Consider the following 17,125-nt stretch of genomic DNA (forward strand, 5'->3'; position numbering starts at 1 on the left):
TTTTCGAACCTCATATACAAGGCTAAGGCAGGTAGAGGGCATGGCGGAGAAGTGGGGCGTTGTCATTGTGGCGGCCGGTCGCGGCACGCGCATGGGAACGCGCGAAAGCAAGCAATACTTGCGGCTTGCGGACAAGCCGATTCTGGTCCATACGCTGGAGCTGTTCCAGCGGATGGACCTTATTCGCGAGATCGCGCTTGTTGTGGGCGGCGAGGATATCGATAGATGCGGTCGCTGGGTCCGCCAGTATGGGCTGACGAAGGTGACGCATGTGCTTGAAGGCGGTGCGGAGCGCCAACATTCCGTGCTGCGGGGGCTGCGGTCGCTTGAGGACTGCGATTGGGTTATGGTGCATGATGGCGTAAGGCCGCTCGTTACCGAAGCGTCGGTCGCTGCCTGCTGCGAGACCGCGCTTGCCGGCGGAGCGTCCGTGCTGGCCGTGCCCGTAAAGGACACGATCAAGCAGGTGGACGCCGTCGGCGTGATCACGGCGACGCCCGACCGACGTAGCTTATGGGCGATTCAGACGCCGCAAGCGTTTCGCCGGGAGCTGCTCGTGGAAGCTCATGAGCGTGCGGAAGCGGAGGGATTCCTCGGCACCGACGACGCGATGGTCGTCGAGCGGCTGGGGCATCCCGTGACGGTAACGGAAGGGGAGTACACGAATATAAAAATTACGACGCCCGAGGATTTGCCGTACGCGGAATTTCTGCTGGCTCGGCGCAAGGGCATTTCCGGCAGCTGCGGCTCGCCGGACGTCCCGGATCGCGAGCCGGGGGCTTCGCATGGAGGAGAAACGAGATGATTAGAGTAGGACAAGGATTCGACGTCCATCAATTGGCGGAAGGCAGGCCTTGCATTATCGGGGGCGTGACGATTCCGTACGAGAAGGGGTTGCTCGGCCATTCCGACGCGGACGTGCTGCTCCATGCGATCAGCGACGCCATTCTTGGCGCGCTGGGGCTGGGCGATATCGGCAAGCACTTCCCGGATACGGACGAGGCGTTTAAGGATGCCGACAGCGTAGTGCTCCTGGAGCGCGTTTGGGCGATGGCCAAGGAACGGGGCTTCAAGCTCGGCAATATCGATTCCACGATTATCGCGCAACGGCCGAAGATGCTGCCGTATATCCCGCAGATGGCGGAAGTCATTGCCAGAACGCTGGAGGCGGACGTGTCGCTGGTGAACGTAAAGGCGACAACGACGGAGCAGCTTGGTTTTGCCGGCCGGGGCGAAGGCATCGCGGCGCAATCGGTGGTGTGTTTGGTGGCCGTATAGGAAGGGCGTTTAAATTTACGATTGTGGGGAGTGGCTCATCATGACAACGGAAGTGCGCGTAAGGTATGCGCCGTCGCCGACGGGGCATCTGCATATTGGCAATGCGAGAACGGCCTTATTCAATTATTTATTCGCAAGAAATCTGGGCGGCAAATTCATTATCCGGATCGAGGACACGGACGTAAAGCGCAACGTGGCGGGCGGAGAAGAGAACCAGCTTACCTACTTGAAGTGGCTCGGCATTAATTGGGACGAAAGCATTGACGTAGGCGGCGGCTACGGCCCGTATCGCCAGACGGAACGGCTCGACCTGTACAGGGAATATTGGCAGGAACTGCTGGACAAAGGCCTTGCTTACCGCTGCTATTGCACGGAAGAGGAGCTGGAGCAGGAACGCGAGGAGCAGCAAGCGCGCGGCGAAACGCCGCGGTATTCCGGACGTCACCGCAATCTGACGGCAGACCAGCAGGCGGCGTTCGAGGCGGAAGGCCGTGTCGCGAGCATTCGCTTCCGGGTGCCGGAAGGCCGCTCGTATACGTTCGACGATATGGTTAAGGGCGCCATCACGTTCGATACGGCGGAGATGGGCGACTTCGTCATCGTCAAGAAGGACGGTATTCCGACGTATAACTTCGCGGTCGTGCTCGACGATCATCTGATGAAGATCAGCCATGTTCTGCGCGGCGAGGACCATATTTCCAATACGCCCCGCCAGCTTATGATCTACGAAGCGTTCGGCTGGGAGCCGCCGATTTTCGCGCATATGACGCTGATCGTGAACGAAAGCCGCAAGAAGCTGAGCAAGCGCGACGAATCCATCATTCAGTTCATCGAGCAGTATGACGACCTTGGCTACTTGCCGGAGGCGATGTTCAATTTCATCGCGCTGCTGGGCTGGTCGCCGGAGGGCGAGCAGGAGATGTTCACGCGCGAAGAGCTGGTAAACGCGTTCGACGCCGACCGCTTGAGCAAGAGCCCGGCCGTGTTCGATACGCAGAAGCTGAGCTGGATGAACAATGAATATATTAAAAAAGCCGACTTGGAGCGTATCGTCGACCTGTGCCTGCCGCATCTGAAGAAGGCGGGCTGCATCCCGGACGCGCTGGACGGCGAAGGACGCGAATGGGTGACGGCGCTGGTCGCGCTTCACCAGGACAAGCTGCGCTGCGCGTCTGACATCGTCCCGGTTACGGAGCTGTTTTTCCGCGAAGAGGTGGCGGACGAGGAAGAAGCGACCGCCGTGCTGGCGGAAGAGCAGGTGCCGGCCGTTCTGTCGGCTTTCCTGGGACTGCTCGAGAGCGATGCCGCGGCATTCTCGGCGGATGGCATCAAGGATATGATCAAGACCGTGCAGAAGGAAACGGGTCATAAGGGCAAAGCGCTGTTTATGCCGATCCGCGCGGCGCTCACCGGTCAGACGCATGGTCCGGATCTAAACCAGTCTATCGTGCTTCTCGGCAAGCCGAAGGTGCTTGCCCGTCTGAAGGAACGGCTGGGTTAGAGGGGGCGGCAATAACTTTGCTTGCACTTTCCCGACGATCCGGTATACTATGACTATTATTAATTATCGGCTATGATCAGGAGAAGTACGTTAATCTGTGGATTGTCAGAGAGGGCAACCGTCATGAGAATCCGTAGGCAGTGATTGCATTTGCTGCGCGCGGAAGAAGACAGTGCTGGAAGTTGCCTAATCCGCTGGAACGGAACATGCACCTGGGAGCCTTGCTCCGAGCTGCTGCCCCTCGCGAAAACGGACGATTGGTCCGGACGGAGGCAGTCAGGGTAGGCGGCAACGCATTGCCTGCGTTACGGGCTTCGAGACGAGCGGCCGCGCTTTCCGGATATTCCCCGGACAACGCCCGTTCAAGCAGAGTGGGACCGCGATCATAACGCCTCTGCAGCACAGGATGCTGCGGAGGTTTTTTTGTTTTCAGGAAACTGTGCACATAATCGAGCTGGGACCCTTGTATTCGGGATGGCGCATCAGTATGAAAAATCATATACAGTCGAGCTGAAAAGGTGGCTTCAAGGCGCGCGGGTATGAAAATTCATACACAATGGAGCTGGAACCCTGGATTCGAAGCAGATGAGTATGAAAAAACATACTCAATGAAGCTGGAAGCGATTTTGTCAGTTTCAAAAAAAATCCTCGCTGATAGAGAAAATCTGCGCATGTCGAGCTTATATGGGGTATAAGAGTGTAAGCTCCCGTCCGTGCATCGCAGAGACGAAAGCAGGCAATTTGGAAGGGGGAGGAACGGATATGTTTCGCCATTTTCGCTCGGATGTCAAGACGGTGTTCGAAAATGATCCTGCGGCTCGCAGCAGGTTCGAGGTTATCTTTACGTATTCCGGCGTACATGCCATCTGGGCGCATCGTGTGTCGCATGCCCTCTATCGGAGAAAATGGTTCACGCTGGCCAGAATCATCTCCCAGACGAGCCGGTTCTTTACCGGGATCGAGATTCACCCCGGCGCTACGATCGGTCAGCGGCTCTTTATCGATCATGGCATGGGCGTGGTGATCGGGGAGACATGCGAGATCGGGGACGACGTCGTGATCTATCAAGGCGTGACGCTCGGCGGCACGGGCAAGGAGAAGGGCAAGCGGCATCCCACGATCGGCAACAATGTCGTCATAGGCTCCGGAGCCAAAGTATTGGGATCGTTCCGCGTGGGCGATAATTCCAATATAGGCTCCAACGCCGTCGTTCTGCGCGAGGTTCCGGATAATTGCACGGTCGTAGGCAATCCGGGGCGCGTCGTCAGACGGAACGGAGAACGGGTGGGCGATCGGCTCGACCATACGCAGCTGCCCGATCCGGTTATCGAGATGTTCCGGGCGATGCAGGGCGAGATCAACGGTCTCAAGGATGAAGTGGGGCGGCTGACGTCCGCAGGAGAAGGCGTGCCGGGAACCGTTCGGGCAATTGCGCCGGCCAGTGCGGAGAACGGCGCGCAGGGCCGCCCCGCCAACGAGGTCAAGGAAACCATGCAGAAGGAATTGCAAGAGGGAGGAAAGAGCAAAGTATGACGATATCCATCTATAACTCGCTCAAGCAGGCCAAGGAGCCGTTTGCTCCGCAGGAAGCGGGCAAAGTAAAGATGTACGTATGCGGACCAACGGTATATGACTATATTCATATCGGCAACGCGCGACCTGTCATTTTTTTCGACGTTGTTCGCCGCTATCTGGAGTATGCGGGGTATGAAGTCAATTACGTCAGCAACTTTACGGATGTCGACGACAAGCTGATTCGCAAAGCGGAGCAGCTTGGCACGGACGTGCCGCATGTGGCGGAAAAATTTATAGAGGCCTTTTACGAGGACATCGAGTCGCTGGGCGTGCGAAAGGCGACGCTTAATCCGCGCGTCATGGATCATATACCGGAGATCATCGACTTTATAGAGGGTCTGGTTGATAAAGGTTACGCGTATCCAAGCGAAGGGGATGTCTACTTCCGAACGGCGAAGTTCGAAGAGTACGGCAAGCTATCCCATCAGAAGATCGACGAGCTCCAATTCGGCATTCGCATCGAGATCGGCGAGCGCAAGGAGCATCAAGGCGACTTCGTGCTCTGGAAAGGCGCCAAGCCCGGCGAGATCAAATGGGATAGTCCTTGGGGGCCGGGCCGTCCGGGCTGGCATATCGAATGCTCCGCGATGGCGCGCAAATATCTCGGCGATACGCTTGATATTCACGGCGGCGGCCACGATCTGCAATTCCCGCATCACGAATGCGAGGTGGCCCAGTCCGAATCGCTGACAGGCAAGCCGCTGTCTAATTACTGGATGCATAACGGCTACATTCATATCAACAATGAGAAAATGTCGAAGTCGCTCGGCAACGGGATCACGGTTCAAGAGATCGTCAAACGCGTCAAGCCGGAGGCGATTCGGTACTTCATGCTGTCGACGCACTACCGGAGTCCGTTGAACTTCAGCGACGAATCCATTGCGCAAGCGACAAACAGCGTGGAGCGCATCGCGATCTGCTATGCCAATCTGCAGCACCGCCTTGCGGCGGAAGGCATGGCTGGTCCGGTCGATGACGCGCTCGCGGGCAAGCTTGCGCAGCTCGCGGATCAATTCGCGGCGAAGATGGGCGACGACTTCAACACGCCGGACGCCATTACGGCCGTGTTCGAGCTGGTGAGCGAAGCCAATCTCTACATCAACCGCCCGGAGGCGAACGTGGCGGGGCTGAAAGCTCTGATCGCGCTGATGGAACGTTTCGACAGCGTGCTTGGCCTGCTCCCGCGTCAAGATGACGCCGATTCGCTCGCGGAAGAAGTAGAAGCGCTGATTCTCGAGAGGACCGAGGCTCGCAAGTCGAAGAACTGGACGCGGGCCGACGAGATTCGGGATCGGTTAAACGAGATGAATATCGTCCTTGAGGATACGCCGCAAGGCATCAGGTGGCGGCGCAAATGATGGAGCATCCTGACGAGTACAATCAAGAACCGATTGAGAAGGCGGGGAGAATCGGCGAGGAGAAGGCATCGCCTGCCGCGTTCTTCTCCAATCCCCTCGCCATACACGCGCCCGGCAAGAAGAGCGGCCTCATCAATCCCGTCGTGCTGGCGTACATGGGAGATGCCGTTTTCGAATTGCTTGTGAGGCAATACCTGATCTCGCTTCCCAACAACAAGTCGCATCATCTGCATCAAGAGGCGACTAAGAGGGTGTCTGCGAAAGCGCAGCGCCTGCAGTTGGAGCGTCTGCAGCCGCTCCTGACCGAAGAGGAAGCCGATATGGTGCGCCGAGGGCGCAACACGAAGTCGGGGGCGCCTCCGAAAAATGCGGACCCGGCCGATTACCGTCAGGCGACCGCGCTGGAATGTTTATTCGGCTATTTGTATTTCGAAGGGCGCATGGAACGGATCGGCGAGCTGATGCGCGTAGCCCTTGGGGAGGACGAATAGTCCGGCGATTGGCGAAAGCAGGCATAGACAAGCAAGAATGAAGGAGGGCTACCATGTCCGAACATAATGGGCAAGAAGAAGAAATCATCGCCGGGAAACATCCCGTGCTGGAGGCGCTCCGTTCGGGACGCGAGATCAATAAAATATGGATTGCCGAGGGCTCCCAGAAAAGCGTGACGGGACCCATTACGGCGGAGGCCAAGGCGCTTGGCATCGTTGTTCAATTCGTGGACAAGCGCAAGCTGGACGCCATGGCCGCAGGCGTTGCCCACCAGGGCGTAATTGCCCAAGCCGCGGCGTTCGACTATGTCGAGGTCGACGATATTCTGGCTATCGCGGAGAAGAAGGGCGAGACGCCGTTTATCCTCGTTCTCGACGAGATCGAGGACCCGCATAATCTAGGCTCCATTTTGCGTACGGCGGAGTGCACGGGGGTGCACGGCGTCGTCATTCCGAAGCGCCGTTCGGCCAGCTTGACCGCTACTGTGCTTAAGACGTCGGCGGGCGCAGCGGAGCACGTCGCCGTCGCTCGCGTGACGAACCTCGCCCAGACCATCGAGAAGCTCAAAGAAGCGGGCGTTTGGGTAGCTGGCACGGATGTGTCGGCCGCTCAGGATGTATACAAATCGAAGTTCGACATGCCGCTTGCGATTGTCATCGGCAACGAGAGCAAGGGCATGGGCCGCTTGATCAAAGAAAAATGCGATTTTCTTGTCAAGCTTCCCATGCTTGGCCGTTTGAATTCCCTTAACGCCTCGGTAGCGGCAGGCGTGTTGATGTACGAGGTTGTCAGGCAGAGACGGGGCCAATAGCGATGAATCGGCCCAATGATGTGCTCCTGGTCGACGGCTACAATATAATCGGGGCGTGGCCGGTCCTGGAGAAGCTCAAGGAGTCGGATCTGGAGGACGCGCGAGACAAGCTCCTCGATATGCTGGCCGACTATCAGGGGTTCTCGGGCATGGAGATCTACGTCATCTTCGATGCGCATCAGGTACCCGGTCTCGGAGCCACATACAAGCAGCATAAGCTTACCGTCGTGTACACGAAGGAGAAGGAGACGGCGGACGAATGCATCGAGCGGCTATGCAGCGAGCTGATGATCCGGAGACGCAGCATCTACGTGGCGACTTCGGATCTTGTCGAGCAGCATGTGGCATTCGGCAAGGGAGCGCTGAGACTGTCTGCCCGGGAGCTGCTGATCGACATTAATCAGAACCGGAAGCTGATTGAGCAGAACATTCGGGAGCGGGAGACGAAGCCGATTCGCCGCAACTCGGTCGACGAGAATGTCAGCCTCGACGTCTGGAGCAAGCTTGAACGACTTCGCCGCGGAGAGGAATAAGTCATCTGCCGGAAAGGGACATTTTTCCACAACGTGTCATATTGTTACATTTTTGCTAGAAATACGATAGGTTTCGGGGTGTGGTTCTGTTGACGTTGCAAGGTTACATAATGTATACTGACTCTATGTTTCTATCTGTTGAATCTAGCGCGGTGTACGCCTTGCAGGCCGGAGGGATAGTGTGTGAGTTACGACCTCAAAGAATGGAGTACGCTCGAATATGAGTGCAGTACGGACGAGGACATCGTAGAGGCGGTCCGTAACGGCGACAGCATTGCGTTGGAATATTTGATTAACAAATATAAGAACTTTGTGCGGGCGAAGGCCCGTTCCTACTTCCTAATCGGAGCCGATCGCGAAGATATCGTCCAGGAAGGCATGATCGGCCTGTACAAGGCGATCCGAGACTTCAAGGGCGACAAGCTCGCGAGCTTTAAGGCATTCGCTGAGCTCTGCATTACCAGGCAGATCATTACCGCGATCAAGACGGCCACGAGGCAGAAGCATATCCCCCTCAACTCCTACGTTTCCCTGGACAAGCCTATCTACGACGAGGATTCCGACCGAACGCTGCTGGATGTCATTTGCGGCACTCGCGTATCCGACCCCGAAGAGCTGATCATCAACCAGGAAGAATTCATCGGTCTTGAAGACAAGATGGCGGAGATTTTGAGCGATTTGGAACGCAAGGTTCTAATGCTGTATCTGGACGGAAGATCCTATCAGGAGATCGCCGTTGATCTCGATCGTCACGTAAAGTCGATAGACAACGCGCTTCAGCGAGTCAAGCGCAAGCTGGAGAAGTATTTGGAGATTCGCGATTTTGGAGGAGTATAGCTCCGCGGTTCCGGCATAGAGGACGTTTTGACGACTGGACTTGCAGGACGAGGATGTCGTCATCGTTTTAAGACAACGGACTGTCTTGGCCATCTGATCAACGTTTCAGGGGGCGAAGACAGTCCATTGGTTTATATGGAGGCGCATTCGGTCATACTGTGTAGAGGTAGTTCAAAAAGTCCGCTTCCCATCACGAAGTATGCCACGGGGCATAGTCGACTTCGAATATTGAATTCAGGCGAAACTTCCGGTGCTCACGTAGCTACCACTACGCTCCGCTCCTCAGTTTCTACCTTCTTTCAATCTTCTCGGTGCTGAAAACCGAACTTTTTGAACTCGCAATGATAGAATTCAGAGATCGATGCCAATATTTCGCAAGTCAGTAACGGGATGCATGCGTTGACACGACATAGCCCTTGTGATAAAGTGTTTAGGTAGGCCTGCAAACGGGTTCTTTTTTTGTTTGGCCGAAGTATTGGCGATGGAATCAATAAACTTGACTATAGAGTTTCGCGATTCGTATTTTTTAGCAGTTCGGGAGGTGTAATTCAATGCGGGTAATCATCACGTTGGCATGCACAAACTGCAAACAAAGAAACTATGCGACAACCAAGAACAAACGTAATCACCCCGACCGCATCGAGTTGAAGAAGTTTTGCAAGTTCTGTAACGAGCAGACTCCTCATCGCGAGACGAGATAGTCCATTGGAGGTGTAACCGTGACATTTTTGGCCAAACTGAAGCAAGGCTTTGGAACGACGTTTAGTTTTTTTGCCGACAGCTGGGCGGAACTGAAGAAGGTTCGCTGGCCAAGTCGTAAGGAGTTGACGAGCTATTCCATCGTCGTCTTGCTGACAGTTGTCGCTGTGACGATTTACTTCTGGCTTCTTGACATCGGAATCTCTGAATTGGTTCAACTCATTGTCTAATAAGGGACCAAAGGTGGATTTGTGATGGAAAAAAGATGGTATGTCGTACACACTTACTCCGGCTACGAGAACAAGGTGAAAGCCAACTTGGAGCGCCGGGTTGAATCGATGGGCATGGAAGACAAGATCTTTCGCGTGCTCGTTCCTATGGAAGACGAAGTGGTAGAAAAGGACGGAAAGAAGAAAACCGTCCAACGCAAGGTCTACCCTGGCTACGTTCTCGTAGAGATGGTTCAAACCGACGATTCGTGGTACGTTGTTCGCAATACGCCGGGAGTAACGGGATTTGTAGGTTCGACGGGCTCCGGTTCCAAGCCGACTCCTCTGCTGCCTGACGAAGTGGATCAGATTCTGAAACACATGGGCATGGAAGAGCCGAAGCCGAAGATCGAATTCGATCTAAAGGAAACGGTTCGCGTCAAAGTTGGTCCTTTTGCGGACTTTGTCGGATCGGTAGAAGAAATTTTGCTGGACAAGGCGAAGCTGAAGGTTCACGTCAACATGTTTGGCAGGGAAACCCCGCTTGAGCTGGATTACACTCAGGTGGAGAAGATATAATTATCCGGTTTCCGGAGCAAACTCGCCTGACGCGGGTTTGTATATCAGGGCAAGGAGGTGTGAATCATGGCAAAAAAGGTCATCAAGATGGTCAAACTGCAAGTTCCTGCAGGCAAAGCGAATCCAGCTCCTCCAATCGGTCCGGCACTGGGTCAAGCAGGCGTTAACATCATGGCGTTCTGTAAAGAATTCAACGCTCGCACAGCGGATCAAGCAGGTCTGATTATTCCAGTCGTGATCACGGTATTCGAGGACCGTTCCTTCACATTCGAGACGAAGACTCCACCGGCAGCAGTATTGCTTCGCGTGGCAGCTGGTATCGAGAAGGGTTCCGGCGAACCGAACAAGAAAAAAGTCGCAACTGTGAAACGTGACAAAGTTCGCGAAATCGCAGAAACGAAGATGCAGGATCTGAACGCAGCTTCCGTTGAGGCGGCAATGCGTATGGTTGAAGGTACTGCCCGCAGCATGGGTATCTCCATCGCCGACTAATGGGGGGAACGTCCATCGGGACGGGAAACCCAAGGTGTCTTCGAAGACACCGACGCTTGGCGAAGCATAAGCTTCGCGAGGTGGGAGGATCGGTCCCAGGAGGCCGTTCCGTTATAACCACAAAGGAGGACAATTTCAATGGCTAAACACGGCAAGAAATATGCAGAAGCAGCCAAGCTGATCGACAGCGAAGCGACTTACGAGCCAGCTGAAGCAATCGAGCTTGTAAAGAAAACGGCAACAGCCAAGTTCGACGAATCCGTCGAAGTGGCCGTTCGTCTGGGCGTAGACCCACGTAAACAAGACCAAGCGGTACGCGGCGTTGTCGTACTTCCGCATGGCACAGGCAAAACAAAACGCGTTCTCGTTTTCGCCAAAGGCGAAAAAGTGAAAGAAGCGGAAGCTGCAGGCGCTGACTTTGTCGGCGACGCAGACATGATCAACAAAATCCAACAAGGCTGGTTCGAATTCGACGTCTGCGTAGCAACGCCGGACATGATGGCTGAAGTTGGTAAGCTCGGTCGTATCCTGGGCGGTAAAGGCCTCATGCCTAACCCGAAAGCAGGTACAGTAACGTTCGACGTTGCCAAGGCCGTTCAAGAAATCAAAGCAGGTAAGATCGAGTACCGTCTGGACAAAGCGGGTCAAATCCACGCTCCAATCGGCAAAGTATCGTTCGACGCTGAGAAGCTGAACGAAAACCTGAAAGCTCTGATCGACGCTCTGGTGCGCGCTAAACCGGCTGCTGCCAAAGGCATTTACCTGAAAAACATCGCCGTTTCCTCCACGATGGGCCCTGGCGCTCGCGTATCAACTGCTAGCTACCGCTAAGCAAGAGGGAAACGACACTAAATTCGAATACGCATACCGTAGACAGTAGGTGTCCGAAAGGACTTAATTTCCTACCGAGGTGTTATGATAATACGTTAATGAAGTCGCGGCCTGCCGCATGTACTTGATAACGACATCATGGCCTTCGCAGTGTCTGCGAAGGCCTTTTCTCATGCACCCAAGGAGAAGGAAATTTATCGTATCACGGCATGTAAAATTTAACGGGAGGTGTACAGTTTGGCTAACGCTAAGATCATCCAAGAGAAACAAGAAGCGGTTGCGGTTGTCGCGTCGAAGCTCACTTCGAGCTCCAGCACGGTTATCGCCGACTATCGCGGATTGAACGTCGCGCAAGTAACTGAACTGCGTAAGCAGCTCCGCGAAGCGGGCGTTGACTTCCAGGTTCTGAAAAACTCGATCGTTCGTCGCGCCACGGAAGGTACAGAACTGACGTCGCTGAACGACATTCTTACAGGTCCTACGGCAGTAGCATTCAGCGGCGAAGACGCTGTTGCTCCGGCCAAAATTCTTAACGACTTTGCCAAAAAGAACGATGCCCTGAAATTAAAAGGCGGCATTGTAGAAGGTAAAGTCGTTAGCGCCGAAGAAATCAAGGCGCTTGCAGAGCTTCCTTCCCGCGAAGGCTTGCTCTCCATGCTCCTCAGCGTGCTTCAAGCTCCAATGCGCAACTTCGCGCTTGCGGTTAAAGCAGTTGGAGAAAAACAAGAAGCTAGCGCGTAAGCAAAGCTTCTGCCCCGGCAAGACCGATGCCGCCTGACAGGTCAGGCATCATAATTAGCAATACAACAACCAAAACTAAACCATTCGGAGGTATATACCATGTCTAAAGAGCAAATCTTGGAAGCCATTAAAGGTATGACAGTTCTTGAACTGAACGATCTCGTGAAAGCAATCGAAGAAGAATTCGGCGTAACTGCTGCAGCTCCAGTAGCAGTAGTAGCTGGCGGCGGCGCTGCTGAAGCTGCTGCTCAAACTGAATTCGACGTTATCCTGACAAGCGCTGGCGCTTCGAAGATCAACGTAATCAAAGTTGTTCGCGAAATCACGGGTCTTGGCCTGAAAGAAGCTAAAGAGCTGGTTGATGGCGCTCCTAAAGCTATCAAAGAAAAAATCGGCGAAGACGAAGCTAACGGTATCAAAGCTAAGCTTGAAGAAGCTGGCGCTGCCGTTGAAGTTAAGTAATATCGCTTCTCGAAAACCTGCAGCGGGATGATCGTCTGACGAAAAACCCGCTGGCGAACCCCTTGATACCGTGAGGTAACAAGGGGTTCCTTGCATGTTGCCGAGTTATGAGGATAAGGAGGCGGCGGATCTGTCGAATCACTATTATTCCAAAGCGCCGGAGGCGAAACATAATCGCCAAACCGTCGAGACGCTTCTAAGGGGACGTAAGCTGAAGTTTACGACAGATGCAGGCGTGTTCTCCAAGACGGGCGTCGATTATGGCAGTAAAGTGTTGATTGATGCCATGGAGCTGTCGGAGAACGACCGAGTGCTCGATATCGGCTGCGGCTATGGGCCCATCGGGCTTAGCGCGGCAGGACTAGTCCCGCGAGGGTCGGTAACAATGGTCGATATTAATGAGAGAGCAGTAGAACTTGCGAAGGAGAATGCCGCGCTCAACGAGATTAGCAATGTGCAGATCATGCAAAGCGATCTCTATGAGTCCGTATCCGAGAGAGAGTTCGACGCCATTTTGACAAACCCGCCGATTCGTGCGGGCAAGGCGGTTGTCCACCGGGTTTTTGAAGAAGGACATGCTTTTTTGAAGAAGGGCGGCAGCTTGTGGGTCGTCATTCAGAAAAAGCAAGGGGCCCCATCCGCGCTGGAGAAGCTGGAGCAATTGTACGAGGAAGTGGTCGAAGTGACCAAAGACAAGGGATACCGGATTTTTCGAGCCAAAAAATAGAAATACCCGATTTTCGATCAAATGTCAATGTTTTTTTGTTTGAAACGTTGGAAATGAATTGACTTGACAATTTGGATATGGTAATATTATAAAATGTCAGTATAAAATTGCTGTAATTCTCTTTAGTTAACTAAAATGTCAAGTGCAATTTTCCGTAGTGAATGCATACTTTTGGAGCATTTGACGTATAATGTTTACATTTTGGGCAAAATACTTGATATGGGACCTGCGCGGTCAGCCGCGTCAGGCAAACTGCCGGAAACATGCTCTTTTTTCGAACCTATTCGATAAGGGCTTTTCTTTATTTATCTGTATGGGCGGCTGCCGCCGCCTAAGAGAGTAACGCAGTAGTATCGATGCTGTGAGACAGACACGAGGGGTGAGGTTAAGTTGGCAGGACAACTTGTTCAGTATGGTCGGCGTGCTAGAAGAAGCTACGCTAGGATCAGCGAGGTGCTGGAAGTCCCGAACCTGATTGAAATCCAACAAAAATCGTACGAGAAATTTTTGGACAGCGATTTAATCGAATTGTTCCAGGATATCTCTCCGATTTCGGACTTTACGGGCAATCTTTCACTGGAATTTATCGACTATAGCTTAGGCGAGCCGAAGTATTCGGTGGATGAGTCGAAGGAACGCGACGTAACTTACGCGGCTCCGCTGCGCGTAAAAGTAAGGCTGTTCAATAAGGAGACGGGCGAGGTTAAGGAGCAAGAAGTATTCATGGGCGATTTCCCGCTTATGACCGAGACCGGCACATTCATTATTAACGGCGCAGAACGCGTTATCGTCAGCCAATTGGTTCGTTCCCCGAGTGTGTACTTCAGCACGAAGGTAGATAAGAACGGCAAGAAGACGTACACGGCGACGGTTATTCCGAACCGTGGCGCTTGGCTGGAACTGGAAACGGATGCCAAGGACATCATCTACGTTCGTATCGACCGGACCCGGAAAATTCCGGTAACGGTACTTTTGCGCGCGCTTGGGTTTGGCACTGACGCCGAAATTTTGGATTTGCTCGGACATGACGAGTACATCCGCAACACGCTGGACAAAGACAGCACGGATTCCACGGAGAAAGCGCTGATCGAGATTTATGAGCGTCTTCGTCCGGGCGAGCCGCCTACTTTGGACAACGCGAAGAGCTTGCTTGTCGCTCGTTTCTTCGATCCCAAACGATATGACTTGGCCAATGTTGGCCGTTACAAAATAAACAAGAAGCTGCACATCAAGAACCGTCTGTTCAATCAGCGTCTTGCCGAGAACCTCGTTGATCCGTCTACTGGCGAGATCATCGCGGAATCCGGCCAGATGATTGACCGTCGCCTTCTTGACGAAATTCTCGAAAAGCTCGAGACCGACGTGGGTTTCAAAACGTACCATGTCGCTAACGGCGTTCTGGATGCGGATAGTATTCCACTCCAGGCCATCAGCGTATTCTCGCCGCTCGACGAAAATAAGGTAATCAAGGTTATCGCGAACGGTATAATCGACAAATCCGTCAAACATATTACGTCTGCGGATATTATTTCGTCGATTAACTACTTCATTAACTTGCTGCACGGCGTCGGCAGCACGGACGATATCGATCACCTGGGCAATCGTCGTCTGCGCTCCGTAGGCGAGCTGCTGCAGAACCAATTCCGAATTGGTCTATCCCGTATGGAACGCGTTGTCCGCGAGAGAATGTCGATTCAGGACGCCAACGCGATCACGCCGCAGGCGCTGATCAACATTCGTCCCGTTATCGCATCCATCAAGGAGTTTTTCGGTTCGTCCCAGCTGTCCCAGTTCATGGACCAGACGAATCCGCTTGCCGAGCTTACGCATAAGCGCCGTCTGTCCGCTCTGGGCCCCGGCGGTCTGACGCGGGAGCGCGCAGGCTTCGAAGTTCGTGACGTCCATCACTCGCATTATGGCCGGATGTGTCCGATCGAAACGCCTGAGGGACCGAACATCGGTTTGATCAACTCTTTGTCGACGTTCGCCCGCATTAACGAATATGGCTTTATCGAAGCGCCGTATCGCTGGGTGGATCCCAAGACGGGTGTCGTGACGGATCAGATCGCTTATTTGACGGCAGACGAAGAGGACAACTACGTTATCGCGCAAGCGAACGCGGAGCTCACTCCGGATAACAAGTTCGCCGAGTCGCAGACGATTGTCCGTTACAATAAACAAGCCGATAACATTTTGACTATGCCAAGCGACCGCGTCGACTATATGGACGTATCGCCTAAGCAGGTCGTGTCGGTTGCGACGGCGCTCATTCCGTTCCTTGAAAATGACGACTCCAACCGCGCGCTTATGGGTTCCAACATGCAACGGCAGGCTGTACCGCTGCTCATTCCTAAAGCTCCATTCGTGGGCACTGGCATGGAGCATAAGGGTGCGAAAGACTCCGGCGTATGTATCGTGTCGAAATACGATGGCGTCATTGAACGTGCGTCCGCCAACGAAATTTGGCTTCGCCGCGTCGAGATGATCGATGGCAAGCCGGTGAACGGAGATCTCGTGAAGCATAAGCTTCACAAGTTTATGCGTTCCAACCAGGGCACATGCATCAATCAGCGTCCGCTGGTCCGCAAAGGCGATATCATCAAGAAGGGTGATATCATGGCGGATGGTCCTTCCACGGAGATGGGCGAACTCGCGCTTGGCCGCAACGTTGTCGTTGCGTTTATGACGTGGGAAGGCTACAACTACGAGGATGCCATCTTGCTTAGCGAGAAGCTGGTTAAGGAAGACGTATACACGTCCATTCATATCGAAGAATACGAATCCGAAGCCCGCGATACGAAGCTGGGTCCGGAAGAGATTACACGCGACATTCCGAACGTCGGCGAAGAGGCGCTTCGCAATCTCGACGAGCGCGGTATTATCCGCGTCGGCGCCGAGATCGGCGCAGGCGACATTCTGGTCGGCAAGGTTACTCCGAAGGGGGTTACCGAACTGACGGCCGAAGAGAGATTGCTTCATGCCATCTTCGGCGAGAAAGCGCGAGAGGTTCGCGACACTTCGCTTCGCGTACCGCATGGTACCGACGGCATCGTCGTGGATGTAAAAGTATTTACCCGCGAGAACGGCGACGAACTGCCTCCGGGCGTTAACCAGCTCGTTCGCGCTTATATCGCTCAGAAGCGTAAGATCTCCGAAGGCGACAAGATGGCCGGACGTCACGGTAACAAAGGGGTTATCGCACGTATCATGCCGGAAGAAGATATGCCGTTCCTGCCGGACGGAACTCCTGTAGAGGTCGTTCTGAACCCGCTCGGCGTTCCTTCCCGGATGAACATCGGTCAAGCGCTGGAGGTTCACCTTGGCATGGCGTGCAAGCATCTGGGCATTCATGCAGCTACTCCTGTATTCGACGGCGCGAACGAAGAGGACGTCTTCGATACGATGGAAGAAGCAGGCATGCAGCGGAACGGTAAGACGGTTCTGTACGATGGACGTACGGGCGAATCGTTCGAACGCGAAGTAACGGTTGGCGTCATGTACATGATCAAGCTCGCGCACATGGTCGACGACAAGATCCATGCCCGTTCCACGGGTCCATACTCCCTCGTTACGCAACAGCCGCTGGGCGGTAAAGCCCAGTTCGGCGGACAGCGCTTCGGCGAGATGGAAGTTTGGGCGCTCGAGGCTTATGGCGCTGCTTATACGCTTCAAGAAATTCTTACCGTCAAGTCCGATGACGTGGTAGGCCGCGTGAAGACGTACGAGTCGATCGTCAAGGGCGAGAACGTGCCGGAGCCTGGCGTTCCAGAATCGTTTAAAGTTTTGATCAAAGAGCTTCAGAGCTTGGGTATGGACGTTAAAATCCTGTCCGAAAATGAAGAAGAGATCGAAATGAAAGAAATCGACGACGAGGATGAGGGTACGGGCGACAAGCTGAACCTCAATCTGGAAGGCGCCGAAGCAGGAGCCGAATAAGCTATATCTTCGAATGGCCTCGATAGAGGTTTTCTCAATAGACACCGTCATACATGACGAAGGA

At 54.0% G+C, this 17,125-nt stretch carries 19 protein-coding genes and 1 other annotated feature; all 19 genes read left to right on the forward strand.

All coding sequences use genetic code 11. From position 1 onward, the window contains the following. The first annotated feature begins 40 nt into the window (after positions 1–40). The 19 genes from ispD to rpoB all read left to right on the forward strand — a co-directional run bounded on the left by ispD (position 41) and on the right by rpoB (position 17,061). On the forward strand, positions 41–805 hold the full coding sequence (gene ispD, locus KJW29_RS30180) for a 2-C-methyl-D-erythritol 4-phosphate cytidylyltransferase (protein WP_214627405.1): 765 nt from the start codon (positions 41–43) through the stop codon (positions 803–805). Then, a complete protein-coding gene (ispF, locus tag KJW29_RS30185; RefSeq protein ID WP_087570286.1) occupies positions 802–1,278 on the forward strand; it encodes a 2-C-methyl-D-erythritol 2,4-cyclodiphosphate synthase in 477 nt (158 codons plus the stop codon). The genes ispD and ispF overlap by 4 nt, the downstream gene beginning before the upstream one ends. A 40-nt stretch (positions 1,279–1,318) precedes the next feature. Further along, positions 1,319–2,779 carry a glutamate--tRNA ligase gene (gene gltX, locus KJW29_RS30190; RefSeq protein WP_214627406.1) on the forward strand — a complete coding sequence of 487 codons (1,461 nt, stop codon included), beginning with the start codon at positions 1,319–1,321 and terminating at the stop codon, positions 2,777–2,779. A gap of 539 nt (positions 2,780–3,318) precedes the next feature. Then, positions 3,319–3,474 carry a hypothetical protein gene (locus KJW29_RS30195; RefSeq protein WP_214627407.1) on the forward strand — a complete coding sequence of 52 codons (156 nt, stop codon included), beginning with the start codon at positions 3,319–3,321 and terminating at the stop codon, positions 3,472–3,474. A 67-nt stretch (positions 3,475–3,541) separates the two neighbouring features. Then, positions 3,542–4,312: a serine O-acetyltransferase gene (cysE, locus tag KJW29_RS30200; protein ID WP_214627408.1), complete on the forward strand. Its 771-nt coding sequence runs from the start codon at positions 3,542–3,544 to the stop codon at positions 4,310–4,312. Further along, complete coding sequence (gene cysS / locus KJW29_RS30205) at positions 4,309–5,712, forward strand: cysteine--tRNA ligase (RefSeq protein ID WP_087570289.1); 1,404 nt, start codon at positions 4,309–4,311, stop codon at positions 5,710–5,712. Before cysE ends, cysS begins: the two co-directional genes overlap by 4 nt. Then, positions 5,709–6,203 (forward strand): Mini-ribonuclease 3, encoded by a 495-nt coding sequence (locus KJW29_RS30210; RefSeq protein WP_425517474.1) that lies wholly within the window; start codon positions 5,709–5,711, stop codon positions 6,201–6,203. Before cysS ends, KJW29_RS30210 begins: the two co-directional genes overlap by 4 nt. Positions 6,204–6,256: 53 nt before the next feature. Continuing rightward, entirely contained in the window at positions 6,257–7,015 is a 759-nt protein-coding gene (gene rlmB / locus KJW29_RS30215; RefSeq protein WP_087570290.1) for a 23S rRNA (guanosine(2251)-2'-O)-methyltransferase RlmB, read from the forward strand. Between the two features lie 2 nt (positions 7,016–7,017). Continuing rightward, on the forward strand, positions 7,018–7,548 hold the full coding sequence (locus KJW29_RS30220; protein WP_108991600.1) for an NYN domain-containing protein: 531 nt from the start codon (positions 7,018–7,020) through the stop codon (positions 7,546–7,548). A gap of 183 nt (positions 7,549–7,731) precedes the next feature. Continuing rightward, complete coding sequence (gene sigH / locus KJW29_RS30225; protein WP_087570292.1) at positions 7,732–8,385, forward strand: RNA polymerase sporulation sigma factor SigH; 654 nt, start codon at positions 7,732–7,734, stop codon at positions 8,383–8,385. Positions 8,386–8,936: 551 nt separating this feature from the next. Next, a complete protein-coding gene (gene rpmG, locus KJW29_RS30230; protein WP_082967189.1) occupies positions 8,937–9,086 on the forward strand; it encodes a 50S ribosomal protein L33 in 150 nt (49 codons plus the stop codon). Positions 9,087–9,104: 18 nt separating this feature from the next. Beyond that, complete coding sequence (secE, locus tag KJW29_RS30235) at positions 9,105–9,314, forward strand: preprotein translocase subunit SecE (protein ID WP_087570293.1); 210 nt, start codon at positions 9,105–9,107, stop codon at positions 9,312–9,314. Between the two features lie 24 nt (positions 9,315–9,338). Next, positions 9,339–9,872, forward strand: a complete 534-nt coding sequence (gene nusG / locus KJW29_RS30240; protein WP_087570294.1) for a transcription termination/antitermination protein NusG — start codon at positions 9,339–9,341, stop codon at positions 9,870–9,872. Positions 9,873–9,938: 66 nt separating this feature from the next. Beyond that, positions 9,939–10,364, forward strand: coding sequence for a 50S ribosomal protein L11 (gene rplK, locus KJW29_RS30245; RefSeq protein WP_087570295.1), 426 nt, complete (start codon positions 9,939–9,941; stop codon positions 10,362–10,364). A gap of 138 nt (positions 10,365–10,502) precedes the next feature. Next, positions 10,503–11,195, forward strand: a complete 693-nt coding sequence (rplA, locus tag KJW29_RS30250) for a 50S ribosomal protein L1 (RefSeq protein ID WP_214627409.1) — start codon at positions 10,503–10,505, stop codon at positions 11,193–11,195. Positions 11,196–11,213: 18 nt separating this feature from the next. Further along, positions 11,214–11,375: a sequence feature (ribosomal protein L10 leader region), on the forward strand. 57 nt (positions 11,376–11,432) lie between these two features. Then, complete coding sequence (rplJ, locus tag KJW29_RS30255; protein ID WP_214627410.1) at positions 11,433–11,936, forward strand: 50S ribosomal protein L10; 504 nt, start codon at positions 11,433–11,435, stop codon at positions 11,934–11,936. 99 nt (positions 11,937–12,035) lie between these two features. Then, positions 12,036–12,398 carry a 50S ribosomal protein L7/L12 gene (gene rplL, locus KJW29_RS30260; RefSeq protein WP_087570298.1) on the forward strand — a complete coding sequence of 121 codons (363 nt, stop codon included), beginning with the start codon at positions 12,036–12,038 and terminating at the stop codon, positions 12,396–12,398. Positions 12,399–12,528: 130 nt separating this feature from the next. Beyond that, positions 12,529–13,125 carry a class I SAM-dependent methyltransferase gene (locus KJW29_RS30265; protein ID WP_214631390.1) on the forward strand — a complete coding sequence of 199 codons (597 nt, stop codon included), beginning with the start codon at positions 12,529–12,531 and terminating at the stop codon, positions 13,123–13,125. Positions 13,126–13,515: 390 nt separating this feature from the next. Further along, complete coding sequence (rpoB, locus tag KJW29_RS30270) at positions 13,516–17,061, forward strand: DNA-directed RNA polymerase subunit beta (RefSeq protein ID WP_214627411.1); 3,546 nt, start codon at positions 13,516–13,518, stop codon at positions 17,059–17,061. The last annotated feature ends 64 nt before the right edge of the window (positions 17,062–17,125 follow it).

Source organism: Paenibacillus agaridevorans, from assembly GCF_018604145.1.
Taxonomy (GTDB): Bacteria; Bacillota; Bacilli; order Paenibacillales; family Paenibacillaceae; genus Pristimantibacillus; species Pristimantibacillus agaridevorans.